19 protein-coding genes are annotated in these 20,049 nt (G+C 71.2%); 16 read left to right on the top strand and 3 right to left on the bottom strand.

Features of this window, described 5'->3' with window-relative positions; translation table 11 throughout:
• Positions 1–2: 2 nt before the first annotated feature.
• The 3 genes from ACZ9QC_RS04905 to galE form a co-directional block, all read right to left on the bottom strand.
• On the bottom strand, positions 3–521 hold the full coding sequence (locus tag ACZ9QC_RS04905) for a GNAT family N-acetyltransferase (protein WP_472918996.1): 519 nt from the start codon (positions 519–521) through the stop codon (positions 3–5).
• Positions 512–1,450, bottom strand: coding sequence for a cation diffusion facilitator family transporter (locus tag ACZ9QC_RS04900; protein ID WP_472918995.1), 939 nt, complete (start codon positions 1,448–1,450; stop codon positions 512–514). The genes ACZ9QC_RS04905 and ACZ9QC_RS04900 overlap by 10 nt, the downstream gene beginning before the upstream one ends.
• Positions 1,451–1,628: 178 nt before the next feature.
• Positions 1,629–2,600 (bottom strand): UDP-glucose 4-epimerase GalE, encoded by a 972-nt coding sequence (gene galE, locus ACZ9QC_RS04895; RefSeq protein WP_472918994.1) that lies wholly within the window; start codon positions 2,598–2,600, stop codon positions 1,629–1,631.
• Between the two features lie 402 nt (positions 2,601–3,002).
• On the opposite strand from galE, the gene ACZ9QC_RS04890 reads away from it, so the two are divergent.
• From ACZ9QC_RS04890 to ispG, 16 genes are all read left to right on the top strand, one after another.
• Positions 3,003–4,823 carry a DUF5941 domain-containing protein gene (locus ACZ9QC_RS04890; protein ID WP_472921600.1) on the top strand — a complete coding sequence of 607 codons (1,821 nt, stop codon included), beginning with the start codon at positions 3,003–3,005 and terminating at the stop codon, positions 4,821–4,823.
• Complete coding sequence (locus ACZ9QC_RS04885; RefSeq protein WP_184902007.1) at positions 4,820–5,572, top strand: phosphocholine cytidylyltransferase family protein; 753 nt, start codon at positions 4,820–4,822, stop codon at positions 5,570–5,572. The genes ACZ9QC_RS04890 and ACZ9QC_RS04885 overlap by 4 nt, the downstream gene beginning before the upstream one ends.
• Complete coding sequence (locus ACZ9QC_RS04880) at positions 5,560–6,624, top strand: iron-containing alcohol dehydrogenase family protein (RefSeq protein ID WP_472918993.1); 1,065 nt, start codon at positions 5,560–5,562, stop codon at positions 6,622–6,624. Before ACZ9QC_RS04885 ends, ACZ9QC_RS04880 begins: the two co-directional genes overlap by 13 nt.
• Before the next feature lie 28 nt (positions 6,625–6,652).
• A complete protein-coding gene (locus tag ACZ9QC_RS04875) occupies positions 6,653–7,381 on the top strand; it encodes a CDP-alcohol phosphatidyltransferase family protein (RefSeq protein ID WP_472918992.1) in 729 nt (242 codons plus the stop codon).
• Positions 7,382–7,389: 8 nt separating this feature from the next.
• Positions 7,390–8,262 (top strand): glycosyltransferase family 2 protein, encoded by an 873-nt coding sequence (locus ACZ9QC_RS04870; RefSeq protein WP_472918991.1) that lies wholly within the window; start codon positions 7,390–7,392, stop codon positions 8,260–8,262.
• Positions 8,263–8,357: 95 nt separating this feature from the next.
• Entirely contained in the window at positions 8,358–9,287 is a 930-nt protein-coding gene (locus tag ACZ9QC_RS04865) for an ABC transporter permease (RefSeq protein ID WP_472918990.1), read from the top strand.
• Positions 9,280–10,047: an ABC transporter ATP-binding protein gene (locus tag ACZ9QC_RS04860; RefSeq protein WP_045556817.1), complete on the top strand. Its 768-nt coding sequence runs from the start codon at positions 9,280–9,282 to the stop codon at positions 10,045–10,047. Before ACZ9QC_RS04865 ends, ACZ9QC_RS04860 begins: the two co-directional genes overlap by 8 nt.
• Before the next feature lie 430 nt (positions 10,048–10,477).
• Complete coding sequence (gene hpnC / locus ACZ9QC_RS04855) at positions 10,478–11,380, top strand: squalene synthase HpnC (protein WP_472918989.1); 903 nt, start codon at positions 10,478–10,480, stop codon at positions 11,378–11,380.
• Positions 11,377–12,327 (top strand): presqualene diphosphate synthase HpnD, encoded by a 951-nt coding sequence (gene hpnD, locus ACZ9QC_RS04850; RefSeq protein WP_472918988.1) that lies wholly within the window; start codon positions 11,377–11,379, stop codon positions 12,325–12,327. The genes hpnC and hpnD overlap by 4 nt, the downstream gene beginning before the upstream one ends.
• Positions 12,327–12,467: a DUF6380 family protein gene (locus tag ACZ9QC_RS04845; RefSeq protein ID WP_472918987.1), complete on the top strand. Its 141-nt coding sequence runs from the start codon at positions 12,327–12,329 to the stop codon at positions 12,465–12,467. The genes hpnD and ACZ9QC_RS04845 overlap by 1 nt, the downstream gene beginning before the upstream one ends.
• Positions 12,464–13,891 (top strand): hydroxysqualene dehydroxylase HpnE, encoded by a 1,428-nt coding sequence (gene hpnE / locus ACZ9QC_RS04840; protein WP_472918986.1) that lies wholly within the window; start codon positions 12,464–12,466, stop codon positions 13,889–13,891. Before ACZ9QC_RS04845 ends, hpnE begins: the two co-directional genes overlap by 4 nt.
• Positions 13,888–15,033: a polyprenyl synthetase family protein gene (locus tag ACZ9QC_RS04835; RefSeq protein WP_472918985.1), complete on the top strand. Its 1,146-nt coding sequence runs from the start codon at positions 13,888–13,890 to the stop codon at positions 15,031–15,033. Before hpnE ends, ACZ9QC_RS04835 begins: the two co-directional genes overlap by 4 nt.
• Before the next feature lie 138 nt (positions 15,034–15,171).
• Positions 15,172–17,166: a squalene--hopene cyclase gene (shc, locus tag ACZ9QC_RS04830; RefSeq protein WP_472918984.1), complete on the top strand. Its 1,995-nt coding sequence runs from the start codon at positions 15,172–15,174 to the stop codon at positions 17,164–17,166.
• On the top strand, positions 17,166–17,810 hold the full coding sequence (locus tag ACZ9QC_RS04825; protein ID WP_472918983.1) for a phosphorylase family protein: 645 nt from the start codon (positions 17,166–17,168) through the stop codon (positions 17,808–17,810). Before shc ends, ACZ9QC_RS04825 begins: the two co-directional genes overlap by 1 nt.
• Before the next feature lie 5 nt (positions 17,811–17,815).
• Positions 17,816–18,847, top strand: coding sequence for an adenosyl-hopene transferase HpnH (gene hpnH / locus ACZ9QC_RS04820; protein WP_472918982.1), 1,032 nt, complete (start codon positions 17,816–17,818; stop codon positions 18,845–18,847).
• Positions 18,848–18,851: 4 nt separating this feature from the next.
• Entirely contained in the window at positions 18,852–20,009 is a 1,158-nt protein-coding gene (gene ispG / locus ACZ9QC_RS04815) for a flavodoxin-dependent (E)-4-hydroxy-3-methylbut-2-enyl-diphosphate synthase (protein ID WP_472918981.1), read from the top strand.
• The last annotated feature ends 40 nt before the right edge of the window (positions 20,010–20,049 follow it).

Here is a 20,049-nt window from a genome sequence, read left to right as displayed (position 1 = left end):
GATCAGACCCCGAAAGCCGCCGGATACCGGATGGTGCCGGATGGGGCCGGGGCGGAACCGTCGAGGACCAGCGCCATCATCGCCTCGTCCGGCACCTCGAATCCCGGCCGGATGCCGTACTCGGACGCACGGACGAAGCCGAAGCGCGGGTAGTACCCGGGATGCCCCAGGACGAGGACGAGCCGCTCCCCACGCGCGCGTGCCGCCTCCAGCACCGCGCGTACGACGGCCGCGCCCGCCCCCTGCCGCTGGTGGTCCGGCAGGACCGCGACGGGGGCCAGCGCCAGCGCGGGCACCTCGTCGACATGGCACCGGGTGATCAGCGCGTACGCCGCGAGCGTGCCGTCCGGGGCCTCGGCGACGTACGACAGGTCCGGCAGCCAGGCGCCGGGGTCCTCGCGCAGCGCGTCGACCAGCCTGGCCTCCGCGTCGGTCTCGAAGGCGGCGGCGTTGACGCCGTACACCCCCGCGCGGTCGGCGGCCGTCTCCGGCCGCGTGGCCCAGCCGGTGGTCAGTGACACAGTTTCGCCTCGTGCTCCGCGTGGCCGCCCGGCTCCAGCTGGAAGGTGCAGTGCTCGACGTCGAAGTGGTCGCCGATGCAGCCCTGGAGGTCGTGCAGCATCTTCTCGTGGCCGATGGAGTCCAGGGTGTCGGAGCTCACCACGACATGGGCGGAGAGCACGGGCATGCCGGAGGTGATGGTCCAGGCGTGCAGATCGTGGACGTCCTCCACACCGGGCAGGGCCAGTATGTGGGCCCGTACCTCGGCCATGTCGACGTTCTTCGGCGCCGCCTCCAACAGCACGTCGAGGGTCTCGCGCAGCAGCTTCACCGTACGCGGGACGATCATCACACCGATGACGAGCGAGGCGATCGGGTCGGCGGCCTGCCAGCCGGTGAGCAGGATGACCGCTGCGGAGACGATCACCGCCAGGGAACCGAGCGCGTCCGCTGCCACCTCCAGGAAGGCGCCCCGGACGTTCAGGCTCTCCTTCTGCCCCCGCATCAGCAGGCTCAGCGAGACCATGTTCGCGACCAGACCGATCGCGCCGAAGACGACGGTCAGTCCGCCCTGGGTCCCGACCGGCGTGATGAACCGCTGGATCGCCTCGAACAGCACATACCCGCCGACACCGAGCAGCAGCAGACAGTTGGCGAGCGCCGCGAGTATCTCGGCGCGGGCGTAGCCGAAGGTGCGGTTGCCGCTCGGCGGGCGGTTGGCGAAGTGGATCGCGAGGAGTGCCATGCCGAGGCCCACCGCGTCCGTCGCCATGTGCGCCGCGTCGGCGATGAGCGCCAGCGAATCGGCGAGCACGCCGCCGACGATCTCGACCACCATGACGGTGAGCGTGATCGCCAGCGCGATCCGCAGCCGCCCGCGGTACGCGGCTGCCGCCGTACCGCTGGTCGGCGCGTGATGCGCGTGCCCGTGGTCGTGACCGGCCCCCATGGATCCGCCTCTCTCAAGCGTCCGTGTTGCGTCCGTGTGTTCGGCTCCGGATCACAGTCAACTACGGGTGGGGGGTATCCGGCAACGCGGCACTGAACACCGTTGTCATATCCTCTGACCTGCGGAAACGACCCGCAGGTCAGAGCGTTGCCATGATCGGGGCGGGGACCGGGGAGGGTCAGAGACCGTGGTGCAGCCGCCAGCCCGCCCAGGCCGACTCGACCATCTCGCGCACCTCGCGCCGGGCCGTCCAGCCGAGTTCGCGCCGGGCCCGCTCGGCCGAGGCGACAGCGCGCGGCGCGTCACCGGGGCGGCGGGGTTCGACGAGTGCGGGACGGCGGTCCCCGGTCACCTCGCCGATGAGGTCGACGAGTTCGCGGACCGAAACGCCCTCGCCCCGGCCGATGTTCACGGTCAGGTCGCCCGAGACGTCCCCGGCGGTGAGACGGCGGGCCGCCGCGAGGTGCGCCTCGGCGAGATCGGCGACATGGATGTAGTCCCGGACACAGGTGCCGTCCGGGGTGGGGTAGTCGTCGCCGAAGATCCTCGGGGCCTCGTCACGGGTGAGGCGGTCGAAGACCATCGGGACGACGTTGAAGATGCCCGTGTCGGCCAGGGCGGGTTCGGCGGCGCCGGCCACGTTGAAGTAGCGCAGACACGCGGTCGCGATGCCGTGCGCCTTCCCCGCCGCCCGGACCAGCCATTCCCCGGCCAGCTTGGTCTCGCCGTACGGGCTCATCGGGGCGCACGGGGTGTCCTCCGTGATGAGGTCCGTGTCCGGGTTGCCGTAGACGGCGGCGGAGGAGGAGAAGAGGAAGCGCTCGACGCCGGCGGCGGCCACCGCCTCCAGGAGCGTGGCGAGTCCGCCGACGTTCTCCTGGTAGTAGCGGGTGGGCTGGGCGACGGACTCGCCCACCTGCTTGCGGGCCGCGAGGTGGACCACACCGGTCACGGCATGCTCGGTGAGGGCGCGCTTGAGGAGGGCGCCGTCGAGGGCGGAGCCGTGGATCAACGGGATGTCTTCGGGGAGGCGGCCCCGGACCCCCGCGGAGAGGTCATCCAGTGCGACGACCTGCTCGCCGGCCCCGCTCATGACCCTCGCCACGTGTGCGCCGATGTAGCCCGCCCCGCCTGTGATCAGCCATGTCATGCGCTCACCTTATGCGGGGGGTGTGTTGTGCCGGTTCGCCGTAGGGGGTGTGGGGGATTGGCGCGTGCGGCGTTCGTCGTGGCCGGTCGCGCAGTTCCCCACGCCTCTGAAGGGGCGCGGAACGCCGCCGCTCGTCGAGGAGCGCACCCATCCCTTCGTCCCCTATCAACCGATATCCGCACCGGAGTTTGTGGCGCAACCCCCACATCCACGATGATGATCGCGGCGGAGGGCCGACGGCTTGAGCAGGCCGAACTGATCAGGCCGTGAACGGGCGGTGAACGCCCGCTTCTCTTCATCCGATAACCTCTGCCGACACGCCGCCGGGTCGCAGCGGGCCGGGGCGCCCCCACCACGTACATGTCCGGCGCGGTCGCGTCGGCACCCAGGGAGTGAGTTCGTCTGTCGACCGCCATCCTCACCGGTCAGCCGGTCCCCGGGTCGTCGCTGGAGGGCGATCTGCGGTCGCTCGGCTTCGACGTGCGGACCGCCTCCGACGCCGGTGACGCCGAGACGCTCCTGGCGACGGTGCCCGCGGACCAGCGGGTCGCGGTCGTCGACGCCCGCTTCGTCGGCCATGTGCACGCGCTGCGCCTGGGACTGACCGACCCCCGCTTCGACGCCGCCGCCCTCCCGGGCGCCGTGACCGTGCGGCCCGCCGCCCGTCAGGCGCTGACCCGGGCGCTGGCCCGCGAGAACTCGGCCGAGGGCGGCACCGCGGCCGTCGCCGTCGACAGTGTCGGCGTCGCCGACCGGATCGTCACCGCCCTCGACGCCGAGGGTGTCGCCCTGTACCGGCCCGAGCTCGGCACCCTGGTCGCCGCCGTCCCCGCCGACCCCGAGGCCCGCGACGAGGCCCGCCGGGCGGTCGCCGACGTCGACGACGAGGCCGTACGGCTGCGCACGGCGGTGAAGTCCCGTGACGGCTTCTTCACCACCTACTGCATCAGCCCGTACTCCCGCTACATCGCCCGCTGGTGCGCCCGCCGGGGCCTGACCCCGAACCAGGTCACCACGGCCTCGCTGATCACCGCCCTGATCGCGGCGGGCTGCGCGGCCACCGGCACCCGCGGCGGCTTCGTCGCGGCCGGCCTCCTGCTGCTCTTCTCCTTCGTCCTCGACTGCACCGACGGCCAGCTGGCCCGCTACTCGCTGCAGTACTCGACGCTCGGCGCCTGGCTCGACGCCACCTTCGACCGAGCCAAGGAGTACGCCTACTACGCGGGCCTCGCCCTCGGGGCCGCCCGGGGTGGGGACGACGTATGGGCCCTCGCGCTCGGCGCGATGGTCCTGCAGACCTGCCGCCACGTCGTCGACTTCTCCTTCAACGAGGCAAACGTCGGGGATCCTGCCGCCACCGCCAACACCAGCCCCACCGCCGCCCTGTCCGGCAAGCTCGACAGCGTCGGCTGGACGGTCTGGGTCCGCCGCATGATCGTCCTGCCGATCGGCGAGCGCTGGGCCATGATCGCCGTCCTCACGGCCCTCACCACACCCCGTATCACCTTCTACGCGCTGCTCGTCGGCTGCGCCTTCGCCGCGACCTACACGACGGCGGGCCGCGTCCTGCGCTCCCTGACGCGCAAGGCCCAGCGGACGGACCGCGCGGCCCGGGCACTGGCGGACCTCGCGGACACCGGCCCGCTCGCCGAAGGACTGGCGCGGCTCCTGCCGGGCCCGCCGCGCAAGACTGCACTGCTCAGCGCGGCATTCGCAGCCGCGGCCGTGGTGACCGCCGCCTGGCTCTGGGGCGCTTCCTGGCAGGTCGTCGCCGTGGCCGCCCTGTACGCCGGGCTGTCGGCGGAGGCCGTCGAGCGCTCCCTCAAGGGCCCCCTCGACTGGCTGATCCCGCCGCTCTTCCGCGCCGCCGAATACGGCGTCGTCCTGCTGCTGGCGGCCAAGGCCGACGTGAACGGCGCCCTTCCCGCGGCTTTCGGGCTGGTGGCGGCCGTCGCCTACCATCACTACGACACGGTGTACCGCATCCGCGGCGACGCCGGCGCGCCGCCGCGGTGGCTGGTGCGGGCGATCGGCGGTCACGAAGGCAGGACCCTGCTGGTCACCGTCCTGGCCGCGCTGCTCGCGCCCACAGATTTCACAGTCGCGCTCACGGCTCTCGCCGTGGCCGTGGCACTGCTGGTGCTCTTCGAGAGCATCCGCTTCTGGGTGACCGCCCACAAAACCGGCGCACCCGCCGTACACGATGAAGGAGAACCCGCATGATCGGCCTCGTGCTGGCGGCCGGCGCCGGACGGCGTCTTCGCCCCTACACCGACACGCTTCCCAAGGCTCTGGTGCCGGTCGGCCCCGAGGGCGCCGAGGACAGCCTCACCGTTCTCGACCTCACCCTCGGCAACTTCGCCGAGATCGGCCTGACCGAGGTCGCGATCATCGTCGGGTACCGCAAGGAGGCCGTCTACGAGCGCCGCGAGGCGCTGGAGGCCAAGTACGGGCTCAAGATCACCCTGATCGACAACGACAAGGCCGAGGAGTGGAACAACGCCTACTCCCTGTGGTGCGGCCGTGACGCCATCAAGCACTCGGTGATCCTCGCCAACGGCGACACCGTGCACCCGGTCTCCGTCGAGAAGACCCTGCTCGCCGCCCGCGGTGACGGCAAGAAGATCATCCTCGCCCTCGACACGGTGAAGTCCCTCGCCGACGAGGAGATGAAGGTCGTCGTCGGCCCCGAGGGCGGCATGACCAAGATCACCAAGCTGATGGACCCGGCCGAGGCGACCGGTGAGTACATCGGCGTCACCCTCATCGAGGGCGAGGCCGCCGACGAGCTGGCCGACGCCCTGAAGACGGTCTTCGAGACGGACCCGCAGCAGTTCTACGAGCACGGCTACCAGGAGCTCGTGAACCGCGGCTTCCGTATCGACGTCGCGCCCATCGGTGACGTCAAGTGGGTCGAGATCGACAACCACGACGACCTCGCCAAGGGACGTGAGATCGCGTGCCAGTACTGACGAGGCTCATCCCCTCGCCGGTCGTCGTGGACATCCGTCCCGGCGCGCTCGATGATCTGGCGACGATCCTGTCGGACCAGCGCATCGCGCCGTCGGGCCGGCTGGCCTTCGCGATCAGCGCCGGCTCCGGCGCGGCGCTGCGCGACCGGTTCGCCCCGGCGTTCCCGGAGGCGGACTGGTTCTGCGACGCCGACGGCACCATCGACGGAGCGGTACGGCTCGCCGACTCGATCAAGAAGGGCGGTCACTACGACGCCGTGGTCGGGCTCGGCGGCGGCAAGGTCATCGACTGCGCCAAGTACGCGGCCGCCCGGGTGGGCCTGCCGCTGGTCGCCGTCGCCACCAACCTCGCCAACGACGGACTGTGCTCCCCGGTGGCCACCCTCGACAACGACGCGGGCCGCGGCTCCTACGGTGTGCCGAACCCGATCGGCATCGTCATCGACCTGGACGTCATCCGGGAGGCCCCGGTGCGCTTCGTGCGGGCCGGCATCGGCGACGTGATCTGCAAGATCTCCGCCGTGGCCGACTGGGAGCTGTCCAGCCGGGAGACCGGCGAGAAGGTCGACGGACTGGCCGCCGCCATGGCCCGCCAGGCCGCCGAGGCCGTGCTGCGTCACCCCGGCGGGGTCGGCGACGACGACTTCCTGACCACGCTCTCCGAGTCCCTCGTCCTGTGCGGGATCTCCATGTCGGTGGCCGGCGACAGCCGCCCCGCCTCGGGCGCCTGCCACGAGATCAGCCACGCGTTCGACCTCACGTTCCCCAAGCGGAACGCCCTGCACGGCGAACAGTGCGGTCTCGGCGGAGCGTTCGCCACCTTCCTGCGCGGCCACCACGAGATCGCGGGCCAGATGACCGAGGTGCTGCGCCACCACGGACTGCCCGTCCTCCCGGACGAGATCGGCTTCACGGTCGACGAGTTCGTCCAGGTCGTGGAGTTCGCCCCGCAGACCCGGCCGGGCCGCTACACCATCCTGGAACACCTCGAACTGAGCACCGACCAGATCAAGGACGCCTACGCCGACTATGCCAAAGCCATCAGTAGCTGAGCTGCGCCCGGTCGTTCACCCCCCGGGTGTGAAGGACCGGCGCAGCGGTGAGCACTGGGCCGGCCGGCTCTACATGCGCGAGATCTCGCTGCGGATAGACCGGCACCTGGTGAACACCCGGGTCACGCCCAACCAGCTGACCTATCTGATGACCGTCTTCGGCGTCCTCGCCGCCCCGGCCCTGCTGGTGCCGGGCATCCCGGGCGCCGTCCTCGGTGTGCTGATGGTCCAGCTGTACCTGCTGTTCGACTGCGTCGACGGCGAGATCGCCCGCTGGCGCAAGCAGTACTCGATGACCGGCGTCTACGTCGACCGGGTCGGCGCCTACCTGTGCGACGCCGCCGTCCTCGTCGGCTTCGGGCTGCGCGCGGCCGACCTGTGGGGCACCGGCCGGATCGACTGGCTGTGGGCCTTCCTCGGCACCCTGGCCGCGCTCGGCGCCATCCTGATCAAGGCCGAGACGGACCTCGTGGGGGTCGCCCGGCACCAGCAGGGCAAGCCGCCGGTCCAGGAGTCGGCCGCCGAGCCGCGCTCCTCCGGCATGGCGCTGGCCCGCAGGGCCGCCGCCGCCCTGAAGTTCCACCGGCTGATCCTCGGCGTCGAGGCATCCCTGCTGATCCTCGCGCTCGCGGTCGTGGACCAGATCCGGGGCGACCTCTTCTTCTCCCGGGTGGGCGTCGCCGTCCTGGCCGGCATCGCCCTGCTCCAGACCCTGCTGCACCTGGTGTCGATCCTCGTCTCCAGCAGGCTGAAGTGAGCGGCGGCATGAAGGTCGGTGCGGTGATCATCACCATGGGCAACCGCCCCGACGAACTCCGCGCCCTCCTCGACTCGGTCGCCAAGCAGGAGGGCGACCGGGTCGAGGCGGTCGTCGTCGGCAACGGCTCGCCCGTCCCGGACGTCCCCGAGGGCGTCCGGACGGTCGAGCTGCCCGAGAACCTCGGCATCCCCGGCGGCCGCAACGTAGGCATAGAGGCGTTCGGCCCCAGCGGCCGGGACGTCGACGTGCTGCTCTTCCTCGACGACGACGGTCTGCTCGCGCACCACGACACCGCCGAACTCTGCCGCAAGGCATTCGAGGACGACCCGAGGCTCGGCATCGTCAGCTTCCGCATCGCCGACCCCGACACCGGTAGCACCCAGCGGCGCCATGTCCCCCGGCTGCGGGCCGCCGACCCGATGCGTTCCTCCCGGGTCACCACCTTCCTCGGCGGCGCCAACGCCGTACGCACCCAGGTCTTCGCCGAAGTCGGCGGCCTCCCGGACGAATTCTTCTACGCGCACGAGGAAACCGACCTGGCATGGCGGGCCCTCGACGCGGGCTGGATGATCGACTACCGGTCCGACATGGTGCTGTACCACCCCACGACCGCGCCCTCCCGGCACGCGGTCTACCACCGCATGGTCGCGCGCAACCGCGTCTGGCTCGCGCGCCGTAACCTCCCCGCGCCGCTCGTCCCGGTCTACCTGGGCGTCTGGCTGCTGCTGACCCTGCTCCGCAAGCCCTCCGGACCTGCCCTGAAGGCCTGGTTCGGCGGCTTCAAGGAGGGCTGGACGAGCCCCTGTGGTCCCCGTCGGCCCATGAAGTGGCGTACGGTGTGGCGGCTGACCCGGCTGGGACGACCTCCCGTCATCTGACAAGCTCGAAATCTGAGAGCATGCGGCCGTACCCGGTCCAGGTTTCCGCCTCGGCCCGACCAGGCTGCGCACTTTGAGGACGAAAGTTTCCATTTGTGAGTGAGACAACGCATGACGGCAGGGTTGTGGTGAGCGACCGTCCGTCGCCCGACGACGGGCTCTCCGCGACGGAACTGGCCGCCAAGTACGGGCTCGCCGTGAGCGGCGCCCGGCCCGGACTCGTGGAGTACGTCCGCCAGATGTGGGGGCGGCGCCACTTCATCCTCGCCTTCTCCCAGGCGAAGCTCACCGCGCAGTACAGCCAGGCCAAGCTCGGCCAGCTGTGGCAGGTGGCCACCCCGCTGCTCAACGCGCTGGTGTACTTCCTGATCTTCGGCCTCATCCTGGGTGCCGATCGCGGCATGCCCCGCGAGGTGTACATCCCGTTCCTGGTCACGGGTGTGTTCGTCTTCACCTTCACCCAGAGTTCGGTGATGGCCGGCGTCCGCGCGATCTCCGGAAACCTGGGCCTGGTGCGCGCCCTGCACTTCCCGCGCGCCTCGCTGCCCATCTCCTTCGCGCTCCAGCAGCTCCAGCAGCTGATGTTCTCGATGATCGTGCTGTTCTGCGTCGCGGTCGGCTTCGGCAGTTACCCGCGCCTGTCCTGGCTGCTGATCCTCCCCGTGCTGGTGCTGCAGTTCCTCTTCAACACCGGGCTCGCGCTGATCATGGCCCGGATGGGCGCCAAGACCCCGGACCTCGCGCAGCTGATGCCGTTCGTGATGCGGACCTGGATGTACGCCTCCGGCGTCATGTTCTCCATCCCGGTGATGCTGGAGGGCCACCCCAAGTGGATCGCGGACGTCCTCCAGTGGAACCCGGCGGCGATCTACATGGACCTGATGCGCTTCGCGCTGATCGACGGCTACGGCCGCGAGAATCTGCCCCCGCACGTGTGGGCGGTCGCACTCGGCTGGGCCGTGCTGATCGCGCTCGGCGGCTTCGTGTACTTCTGGAAGGCGGAGGAGAGGTACGGCCGTGGCTGAGTCACTCATCCCCACCGTCATCGCGGACGAGCTGCACATCGTCTACCGCGTCAACGGCGCCAAGACCGGCAAGGGCAGCGCGACCGCCGCCCTCAGCCGCATCCTCAAGCGCGGCGAGGAACGCGGCGTGCGCAAGGTGCACGCGGTGAAGGGCGTCTCCTTCGTCGCCTACCGGGGCGAGGCCATCGGCCTGATCGGCTCCAACGGCTCCGGCAAGTCCACCCTGCTGCGGGCCATCGCCGGTCTGCTCCCCGCGGAGAAGGGCAAGGTCTACACCGACGGCCAGCCCTCGCTGCTCGGCGTGAACGCAGCCCTGATGAACGACCTCACGGGCGAGCGCAACGTCATATTGGGCGGCCTGGCGATGGGCATGTCCCGCGACCAGATCAAGGAGCGCTACCAGGGGATCGTCGACTTCTCCGGCATCAACGAGAAGGGCGACTTCATCACCCTGCCGATGCGCACGTACTCCTCCGGCATGGCGGCCCGCCTGCGCTTCTCCATCGCGGCCGCGAAGGACCACGACGTGCTGATGATCGACGAGGCCCTCGCCACCGGTGACCGCGCCTTCCAGAAGCGCTCCGAGGCCCGCATCCGCGAGCTGCGCAAGGAGGCCGGCACGGTCTTCCTGGTCAGCCACAACAACAAGTCCATCCGCGACACCTGCGACCGCGTCCTCTGGCTGGAGCGCGGCGAACTCCGCATGGACGGCCCGACCGACGAGGTGCTCAAGGAGTACGAGAAGTTCACGGGCAAGTAGTCCCGCACGACCCGGGCCCCGCCGGAACTGCTCCGGCGGGGCCCGGCGTCTGCAAAGGAGACCGGGGCGGGGCGCTCGTCCGGCAGACCGGGGGCGGCATTCGCAAAGGAAACGCCAACTTCGGCAAGGAAGTGTCAACTCCGGCCGCCCATGCGAATCTTGGGGGCAATCGGTGCGTTCTTGTGATGTGCAGGACACCCCCACGAAGCATGGTGCGTTGTACAACGTAAGCTGTACCGGTGCCGAATCGCGGCAAGTGGGTCCATAATGCGCGACACCCGGCATCCGCCGCAGACGCCGCCCACTGGGCGGCGTGTCCGAAATAGTGCGTATTGGGTCGGCAGTGTAGAACGGGAGATGTGACGGCCATGGCTACGGAGACTCCCCAGCGCAACCACGCTTCTGCCGTTCCCGCGCCGGGTGACGAGCGGTGACCGAAACCGGGACGGCGCGCGCCGGGAACCCGGAGCGCGACACCCTCGACAAGGCCGGGGCCGAGAACTTTCCCGTCGCCCCGTTCTTCCTGCCCCGGTCCTGGCGCGACGACCTCATGGCCGTCTACGGCTTCGCCCGCCTCGTCGACGACATCGGCGACGGCGATCTCGCCCCCGGCGGCGCCGACGCCCGCCTCCTCGGCCTCGCCCCGCAGGACGCCGACGACCGGCTGCTCCTCCTGGACGCCTTCGAGGCCGACCTCGGCAAGGTCTTCGACGGCACCCCCCACCACCCCCTGCTGCGCGGGCTGCGGCGCACCGTCCGCCGTCACCGTCTCACCCCCGAACCGTTCCTCGCGCTGATCGCCGCCAACCGCCAGGACCAGCTGGTCAAGCGGTACGAGACCTACGACGACCTGCTCGCCTACTGCGCCCTGTCCGCCAACCCCGTCGGCCACCTGGTCCTCGCCGTCACCGGCGCGAGCACCCCTGAGCGGGTCCGGCACTCGGACGCGATCTGCACCGCGCTGCAGATCGTCGAACACCTCCAGGACGTCGCCGAGGACCTGGGCCGTGACCGGGTCTATCTGCCCGCCGCGGACATGAAGCGCTTCCACGTCCAGGAGAAGGACCTCGCCGCGCCCACCGCGGGCGCCTCGGTGCGCGCGTTGATCGCGTACGAGGCGGAACGCGCCCGCCTTCTCCTCGACGAGGGCGCCCCCCTGGTGGGCAGCGTCCACGGCCGGCTGAGGCTGCTCCTCGCGGGGTTCGTGGCGGGGGGCAGGGCGGCCGTCCACGCGATCGCCGCCGCCGCATTCGACGTACTTCCCGGCCCGCCCAAGCCCGGCAAGCTCAGGCTGCTGCGCGAGGTGGGCGCGACACTGCGAGGAGAGGGGTGATCCGGACCGTGGAGTCGGAACCACACGCGTCCGCGCCGGTACTCGCCGCCTACAGCTACTGCGAGGCCGTCACCGGACAGCAGGCCCGCAACTTCGCCTACGGCATCAGGCTGCTGCCGACGCCCAAGCGCCGCGCGATGTCCGCGCTGTACGCGTTCTCCCGGCGCGTCGACGACATCGGTGACGGCGCCCTCGCGATCGAGGTCAAGGCGGACAGGCTGGAGGAGACCAGGGCGCTGCTGACCCGGGTCAGGGGCGGCTCCGTCGACGAGGACGACACGGACCCCGTCGCGGTCGCCCTCGCCCACGCGGCGGCCGCCTTCCCGATCCCGCTCGACGCCCTCGACGAACTCATCGACGGCGTCCTCATGGACGTGCACGGAGAGCACTACGAGACCTGGGAGGACCTCAAGGTCTACTGCCGCTGCGTCGCGGGAGCCATCGGCAGGCTCTCGCTCGGCGTCTTCGGCACCGAACCCGGGGCGCGCGGCGCGGAACGCGCGCCGGAGTACGCCGACACCCTCGGCCTCGCCCTCCAACTGACCAACATCCTCAGGGACGTTCGTGAGGACGCGCAGGGCGGACGAACCTATCTGCCCTCCGACGACCTCGCGAAGTTCGGCTGCTCGGCCGGGTTCGCCGGGCCGCTGCCACCCGCGGACTCCGACTTCGCGGGTCTGGTGCACTTCGAGGTGCGCCGGGCCCGCGCCCTGTTCGCCGAGGGGTACCGGCTGCTGCCGATGCTCGACCGCCGCAGCGGCGCCTGTGTCGCCGCCATGGCCGGCATCTACCGCCGACTGCTCGACCGCATCGAGCGCGAGCCGGAGGCGGTGCTGCGCGGGCGAGTCTCGCTGCCCGGCCGGGAGAAGGCGTACGTCGCCGTGCGCGGGCTCTCGGGTCTGGACGCCCGCCAAGTGTCACGCCGTACCGTCAGGAGGCGCGTCTGATGGACAATCCGGTCCAAGGAGAACCCATCGGCGAAAAGTGGTACGCAACCCTCCGCACCGGTGGGGCGTCCCAGACTGCGACGGTCCGCCGGGAACCGCTCCGGCACCCCGGCGTACCCGCAGGGGAGGGTGCACGATGACCGATGGCACACAGTCCCGGCAACCGAGGGGAACGGACCGTGAGGGCCGGCCCCGGAGCACGGCCGTGGTGATCGGCGGCGGGCTCGCGGGCGTCACCGCCGCGCTCTCGCTCGCCGACGCCGGTGTGCGGGTCACGCTCCTGGAAGGACGGCCCCGTCTCGGTGGACTCGCCTTCTCCTTCCAGCGCGGCGACCTGACCGTCGACAACGGACAGCATGTGTACCTGCGGTGCTGCACCGCCTACCGCTGGTTCCTCGACCGCGTCGACGCCGCCGCGCTCGCGCCCGTGCAGGATCGTCTCGACGTGCCCGTTCTCGACGCCGAGGGACGGCCGGGCAGGCGGCTCGGCAGACTGCGCCGCGACGCGCTGCCCGTACCGCTGCACCTGGGGCGCAGCCTCGCCACGTACACCCATCTCTCGCTCGCCGAGCGCGCCGGGGTGGGGCGGGCCGCGCTGGCGCTGAAGGCGCTCGACCTCGCCGATCCGGCCCTGGACGAACAGGACTTCGGCGGCTGGCTCACCGCACACGGGCAGTCGGCGCGGGCCGTCGAGGCGCTGTGGGACCTCGTCGGGGTCGCCACCCTCAACGCGGTGGCCGGTGACGCCTCCCTCGCGCTCGCCGCGATGGTGTTCAAGACGGGCCTGCTGTCCGAGCCGGGCGCCGCCGACATCGGCTGGGCCCGAGTGCCGCTCGGCGAGCTGCACGACCGGAAGGCCCGCAAGGCGCTCGACTCGGCGGGCGTGCGCACCGTGCTGCGCGCCCGCGCCACCTCCGTCTCCCGTACGGAGAACGGGAACTGGCGGGTCGAGGTGCCCGGCGAGACGCTCGACGCGGACGCCGTCGTGCTCGCCGTGCCCCAGCGCGAGACGTACGACCTGCTGCCCGAGGGAGCCCTCGACGAGCCCGCACGGCTGCTGGAGATCGGCACCGCCCCGATCCTCAACGTCCATGTGGTGTACGACCGCACGGTGCTCCGCAGGCCGTTCTTCGCGGCGCTCGGCTCCCCCGTCCAGTGGGTCTTCGACCGGACCGAGGCCTCGGGACTGCGCGAGGGCCAGTACCTGGCGCTGTCGCAGTCGGCCGCGCAGAACGAGATCGACGCACCGGTCGCCGTCCTGCGCGAGCGGTATCTGCCCGAGCTGGAACGGCTGCTGCCCGGCACGCGCGGCGCCGCGGTGAAGGACTTCTTCGTGACCCGGGAGCGCACCGCGACCTTCGCTCCCACCCCTGGCGTCGGACGGCTCAGGCCCGGCGCCCGCACCAAGGCCCCCGGCCTGTACCTGGCCGGAGCGTGGACCGCCACCGGGTGGCCCGCGACCATGGAGAGTGCGGTTCGCAGCGGCATCGCGGCGGCGGAGGCCGCCCTCGCCGCTCCGGGCCGGCCCCGGAACCGCCTCCTCGACCACGAGGAGGCGGCATGACGCTCGCGGCGCGCCGGACCGGTGACCGCACTCTCGGTACCGCGAACACATCGACCTCTGGAGAGACTGTGCCCACTGTGCCCCCGGCCGTGACGGCCGCCGCGAGGACCGCGGTGGACGTGACCGCGCTCCTGGAGCGCGGGCGGACCCTGGCCACCCCCGTGCTGCGGGCGGCCGTCGACCGGCTGGCGCCCCCCATGGACACCGTCGCCGCCTACCACTTCGGCTGGATCGACGCCCACGGCAACCCGGCGGACGGCGACGGCGGCAAGGCCGTACGCCCCGCGCTCGCCGTCATGTCCGCCGAGGTCACCGGCGCCGCGCCCGAGGTCGGCATCCCCGGCGCGGTGGCCGTGGAGCTGGTGCACAACTTCTCGCTGCTGCACGACGACCTGATGGACGGCGACGAGCAGCGCCGCCACCGCGACACCGTGTGGAAGGTGCACGGCCCCGCGCAGGCCATCCTCGTCGGTGACGCCCTGATGGTCCTGGCCAACGAGATCCTCCTCGAACTGGGCACCGCCGAGGCGGCCCGCGCCACCCGCCGCGTCACCACGGCGACCCGCGCGCTCATCGACGGACAGGCCCAGGACATCTCCTACGAGCACCGCGAGCGGGTCACCGTCGAGGAGTGCCTGGAGATGGAGGGCAACAAGACCGGCGCCCTGCTCGCCTGCGCCTGCTCCATCGGCGCGGTCCTCGGCGGTGCGGACGACCGCACCGCCGACACGCTGGAGAGGTACGGCTACCACCTCGGCCTCGCCTTCCAGGCCGTGGACGATCTGCTGGGCATCTGGGGCGACCCGGTGTCCACGGGCAAGCAGACCTGGAGCGACCTGCGCCAGCGCAAGAAGTCCCTGCCCGTCGTGGCCGCGCTCGCGGCCGGCGGCCCGGCCTCCGAGCAGCTGGGCGAACTCCTCGCAGCCGACGCCAAGGCGAGCGACTTCGAGAACTTCTCCGAGGCGGAGTTCGCCGCCCGCGCCGCCCTCATCGAGGAGGCGGGCGGCCGCGAGTGGGCCGTCGAGGAGGCACGCCGCCAGCACAGCATCGCCATCGAGGCGCTGGACTCGATCCGGATGCCCGAGCGGGTCCGGGAGGAGTTCGCGGCCCTCGCGGACTTCGTCGTCGTACGGAAGAGATGATCGCCATCCCCCAGGAGCCGACCGGCATCGGTCGCATAGCCCTCGCGTAGTCGCCGGCCGGTGCCCCGTCACCGGGCACGCACCGGCCGACGGCTGACCCACCGCAGAGAGATCCGTCCACTGCACGAAGGGGAAGCCATGACAGCGACGACCGACGGAAGCACCGGGGCACTGCCGCCCCGAGCCCCCTCGGCCAGCGACACCGACCACGACACCCCGCCGGCGGCAGGGGTCCGGGACGCCGCCGCGCTCGCCGTACGACGCGCCACCGACTTCCTCCTCTCCCGGCAGGACGCACAGGGCTGGTGGAAGGGCGACCTGGAGACCAACGTCACCATGGACGCCGAGGACCTGCTGCTCCGTCAGTTCCTCGGCATCCGCGACGAGAAGACCACCCGCGCGGCCGCCCTGTTCATCAGAGGCGAGCAGCGCCCGGACGGAACCTGGGCCACCTTCCACGGCGGACCGCCCGACCTCTCCGCCACCGTCGAGGCGTACGTCGCGCTGCGGCTGGCCGGGGACGACCCCGGCGCGCCGCACATGGCGCGGGCCTCCGCGTGGATCCGCGAGCGGGGCGGGATCGCCGCCGCCCGGGTCTTCACCCGTATCTGGCTGGCGCTGTTCGGCTGGTGGAAGTGGGACGACCTGCCGGAGATGCCGCCGGAGATCATCTGGTTCCCGAAGTGGATGCCGCTCAACATCTACGACTTCGGCTGCTGGGCGAGGCAGACGATCGTGCCTCTGACGGTGGTCTCGGCGAAGCGTCCGGTGCGGCCCGCGCCGTTCCCGCTGGACGAGCTGCACACCGACCCGGGGCGTCCGAACCCGCCCAGGCCCCTTGATCCACTGGGCAGTTGGGAAGGAGCGTTCCAGCGGCTCGACAAGCTGCTGCACGGCTATCACAAGGTGGCGCTGAAGCGGCTGCGCAAGGCCGCGATGAACAGCGCGGCCCGCTGGATCGTCGAACGGCAGGAGAACGACGGCTGCTGGGGCGGCATCCAGCCCCCGGCCGTGTACTCGCTGATCGCGCTGCACCTGCTCGGCTACGACCTCCACCACCCCGTGATGCGCGCCGGGCTGGAGTCGCTCGACCGGTTCGCCGTGTGGCGTGAGGACGGGGCCCGGATGATCGAGGCCTGCCAGTCGCCGGTGTGGGACACCTGCCTTGCCACCATCGCGCTCGCCGACGCGGGCCTGCCCGCCGACCACCCCCAACTCGTCAAAGCCGCCGACTGGATGCTCGGGGAGGAGATCGTCCGCCCCGGTGACTGGGCGGTGAAGCGTCCCCAACTCCCGCCGGGCGGCTGGGCCTTCGAGTTCCACAACGACAACTACCCCGACATCGACGACACCGCCGAGGTCGTCCTCGCGCTGCGCCGGGTGGCCCACCCCGACCCGGAGCGCGTGGAGAAGGCCGTCCGGCGGGGGGTGCGCTGGACCGCCGGCATGCAGTCGCGCAACGGGGCCTGGGGTGCCTTCGACGTCGACAACACCAGCCCGTTCCCCAACCGGCTGCCGTTCTGCGACTTCGGCGAGGTCATCGACCCGCCGTCCGCCGACGTCACGGCGCACGTGGTGGAGATGCTCGCGGTCGAGGGCCTGTCCCACGACCCGCGCACCCGGCGCGCCATCGAGTGGCTGCTCGCCGAACAGGAGCCGAGCGGCGCGTGGTTCGGGCGCTGGGGCGTCAACTACGTCTACGGCACGGGCTCGGTGGTCCCCGCGCTGGTGACCGCCGGGCTGCCCGCCGCGCACCCGGCGATCCGCCGGGCCGTGGCCTGGCTGGAGACCGTGCAGAACGACGACGGCGGCTGGGGCGAGGACCTGCGGTCCTACCCCGACCCGGCCGAGTGGGGCGGCAAGGGCGCCTCCACCGCCTCACAGACCGCGTGGGCGCTGCTCGCGCTGCTGGCGGCGGGGGAGCGGGACGCCAAGTCCACCGAACGCGGCGTCGAGTGGCTGGCCCAGACCCAGAGGGAGGACGGTTCCTGGGACGAGCCGTACTTCACCGGCACCGGCTTCCCCTGGGACTTCTCGATCAACTACCACCTCTACCGCCAGGTCTTCCCGCTCACCGCGCTCGGCCGGTACGTCCACGGCGAACCGGCCGTCCTCACAGCCCAGGGCCGCTGATGGACACGCCCGCCGCCCCGGTCCCACTGCTGATCGCCTGTGCGCTCGGCATCGAGCATCTCGCCCTGCGCAGCGGCGACCGGGGCGGCGCCGGGGGCCCGGTCACCGTCCTGCGCACCGGCATGGGGCCCAGGGCCGCCGAGCGGTCCGTCGCCCGGCTGCTCGCCGGCCCGGAGCTGCGCGACGCGGCGGTTCTGGCCACCGGGTTCTGCGCCGGACTCGCCCCGGGCATGCACCCCGGCGACCTGGTCGTCGCCGAGGAGACCCGGGGCCCCGACGGCGCCGTCACCCCCTGTGTGGGCACCGAACTGCTGGTCGAGGAGCTGGCGAGGGCCGTACCGGGGCGCACGATCCACACCGGCCCGCTCACCGGATCGGACCACGTCGTACGGGGTCAGGAGCGGTCGGACCTGTGCGCGACCGGCGCGATCGCGGTCGACATGGAATCCGCGGTCACGCTCCACTGCGCCGTGCGCTCGGGCGCACGCCCGGTTGCGGCCGTCCGGGTGGTCGTGGACGCTCCAGAACATGAACTGGTCCGGATCGGCACGGTACGCGGTGGAATATCAGCCTTCCGCGTCCTTCGTGCCGTCCTTCCCGCTTACTACGAATGGCACCGTTCCTTGCTGCTCCCCAGGAGGTGAGCCAGATGGCCATGCCGCTCCGCCAGTCCATCAAGGTGGCGACGTATCTCGCCGAACAGAAGCTCCGCAAGCGGGACAAGTTCCCGCTGATCGTCGAGCTGGAACCGCTCTACGCCTGCAATCTGAAGTGTGAGGGCTGCGGCAAGATCCAGCATCCGGCGGGCGTGCTGAAGCAGCGCATGCCGGTGGCGCAGGCCGTGGGAGCCGTCCTGGAGTCCGGAGCGCCGATGGTGTCGATCGCCGGCGGCGAGCCCCTGATGCACCCGAAGATCGACGAGATCGTGCGGCAGTTGGTGGCCCGCAGGAAGTACGTCTTCCTCTGCACCAACGCCCTGCTGCTGCGCAAGAAGATGGACAAGTTCAAGCCCTCGCCGTACTTCGCGTTCGCGGTGCACATCGACGGGCTGCGGGAGCGGCACGACGAGTCCGTGGCGAAGGAAGGGGTGTTCGACGAGGCCGTGGCGGCCATCAAGGAGGCCAAGCGGCGCGGCTTCCGGGTGACCACCAACTCCACCTTCTTCAACACCGACACCCCGCAGACCGTCATCGAGGTGCTGAACTTCCTCAACGACGACCTCAAGGTCGACGAGATGATGATCTCGCCCGCCTACGCCTACGAGAAGGCCCCCGACCAGGAGCACTTCCTCGGCGTCGAGCAGACCCGCGAACTGTTCAAGAAGGCCTTCTCCGGCGGCAACCGGCGGCGCTGGCGGCTCAACCACTCACCCCTGTTCCTCGACTTCCTGGAGGGCAGGGTCGACTTCCCGTGCACGGCGTGGGCCATCCCCAACTACTCGCTCTTCGGCTGGCAGCGACCCTGCTACCTGATGAGCGACGGGTACGTCACGACGTACCGGGAGCTGATCGAGGACACCGACTGGGACGCGTACGGCCGGGGCAAGGACCCGCGCTGTGCCAACTGCATGGCGCACTGCGGATACGAACCGACCGCCGTCCTCGCGACCATGGGATCGCTGAAGGAATCCCTGCGCGCCCTGCGCGAGACCGTCTCCTCGAACCACGGGAACCAGGGGTGATGTGATGACCGCCGTGTCGCTGGGCGTCCCCGAGCTGCCCGTCCGACCGATCGCTGAGCGCCGCACCTCGCGGCGCATCCAGGTCGGCCCGGTGGCGGTGGGGGGCGGGGCCCCGGTGTCGGTGCAGTCGATGACGACGACCCGTACGTCGGACGTCGGCGCCACCCTGCAGCAGATCGCGGAACTCACCGCGTCCGGCTGCCAGATCGTCCGGGTCGCCTGCCCCACACAGGACGACGCGGACGCCCTCGCCACCATCGCCCGCAAGTCGCAGATCCCCGTGATCGCGGACATCCACTTCCAGCCCAAGTACGTCTTCGCGGCGATCGAGGCCGGCTGCGCGGCGGTACGGGTGAACCCCGGCAACATCAAGCAGTTCGACGACAAGGTCAAGGAGATCGCGCGGGCGGCGAAGGACCACGACACCCCGATCCGGATCGGGGTCAACGCCGGCTCGCTCGACCGGCGGCTGCTCCAGAAGTACGGCAGGGCCACCCCCGAGGCGCTGGTGGAGTCCGCGCTGTGGGAGGCGTCGCTCTTCGAGGAGCACGACTTCCGGGACATCAAGATCTCGGTCAAGCACAACGACCCCGTCGTGATGATCGAGGCGTACCGGCAGCTGGCCGCCCGGTGCGACTATCCCCTGCACCTGGGCGTCACCGAGGCCGGTCCCGCCTTCCAGGGGACCGTCAAGTCCGCCGTCGCCTTCGGGGCGCTGCTCAGCGAGGGGATCGGCGACACGATCCGGGTCTCGCTGAGCGCCCCGCCGGTCGAGGAGATCAAGGTCGGCATCCAGATCCTGGAGGCGCTGAACCTGCGGCAGCGACGGCTGGAGATCGTCTCGTGCCCCTCGTGCGGACGGGCGCAGGTCGATGTGTACCGGCTGGCGGACGAGGTGACCGCCGGTCTGGAAGGCATGGAGGTCCCGTTGCGGGTCGCGGTCATGGGCTGCGTCGTCAACGGACCCGGGGAGGCGCGGGAGGCGGACCTGGGGGTCGCCTCCGGCAACGGCAAGGGGCAGATCTTCGTCAAGGGCGAGGTCATCAAGACCGTGCCCGAGTCGAAGATCGTGGAGACCCTCATCGACGAGGCGATGAAGATCGCCGAGCAGATGGAGAAGGACGGCGTCGCGTCGGGGGAACCGGCGGTCACCGTGAGTTGACGACACGGGCTGAAGAGCACGGATCGAGAGGGGGCCCGAC

It is taken from the genome of Streptomyces sp. HUAS MS02, assembly GCF_055702265.1.
Note: the sequence above shows the minus strand (reverse complement) of the source record. Positions and strands in the feature narration are given on the sequence as shown.

Coding starts and splice junctions, on each gene's coding strand:
- ACZ9QC_RS04900 (WP_472918995.1), bottom strand. CDS start 1,450: ATGGGGGCCGGTCACGACCACGGGCACGCGCATCACGCGCCGACCAGC.
- galE (WP_472918994.1), bottom strand. CDS start 2,600: ATGACATGGCTGATCACAGGCGGGGCGGGCTACATCGGCGCACACGTG.
- ACZ9QC_RS04885 (WP_184902007.1), top strand. CDS start 4,820: ATGATCGGCCTCGTGCTGGCGGCCGGCGCCGGACGGCGTCTTCGCCCC.
- ACZ9QC_RS04870 (WP_472918991.1), top strand. CDS start 7,390: ATGAAGGTCGGTGCGGTGATCATCACCATGGGCAACCGCCCCGACGAA.
- ACZ9QC_RS04845 (WP_472918987.1), top strand. CDS start 12,327: ATGGACAATCCGGTCCAAGGAGAACCCATCGGCGAAAAGTGGTACGCA.
- hpnE (WP_472918986.1), top strand. CDS start 12,464: ATGACCGATGGCACACAGTCCCGGCAACCGAGGGGAACGGACCGTGAG.
- ACZ9QC_RS04835 (WP_472918985.1), top strand. CDS start 13,888: ATGACGCTCGCGGCGCGCCGGACCGGTGACCGCACTCTCGGTACCGCG.
- shc (WP_472918984.1), top strand. CDS start 15,172: ATGACAGCGACGACCGACGGAAGCACCGGGGCACTGCCGCCCCGAGCC.
- ACZ9QC_RS04825 (WP_472918983.1), top strand. CDS start 17,166: ATGGACACGCCCGCCGCCCCGGTCCCACTGCTGATCGCCTGTGCGCTC.
- hpnH (WP_472918982.1), top strand. CDS start 17,816: ATGGCCATGCCGCTCCGCCAGTCCATCAAGGTGGCGACGTATCTCGCC.
- ispG (WP_472918981.1), top strand. CDS start 18,852: ATGACCGCCGTGTCGCTGGGCGTCCCCGAGCTGCCCGTCCGACCGATC.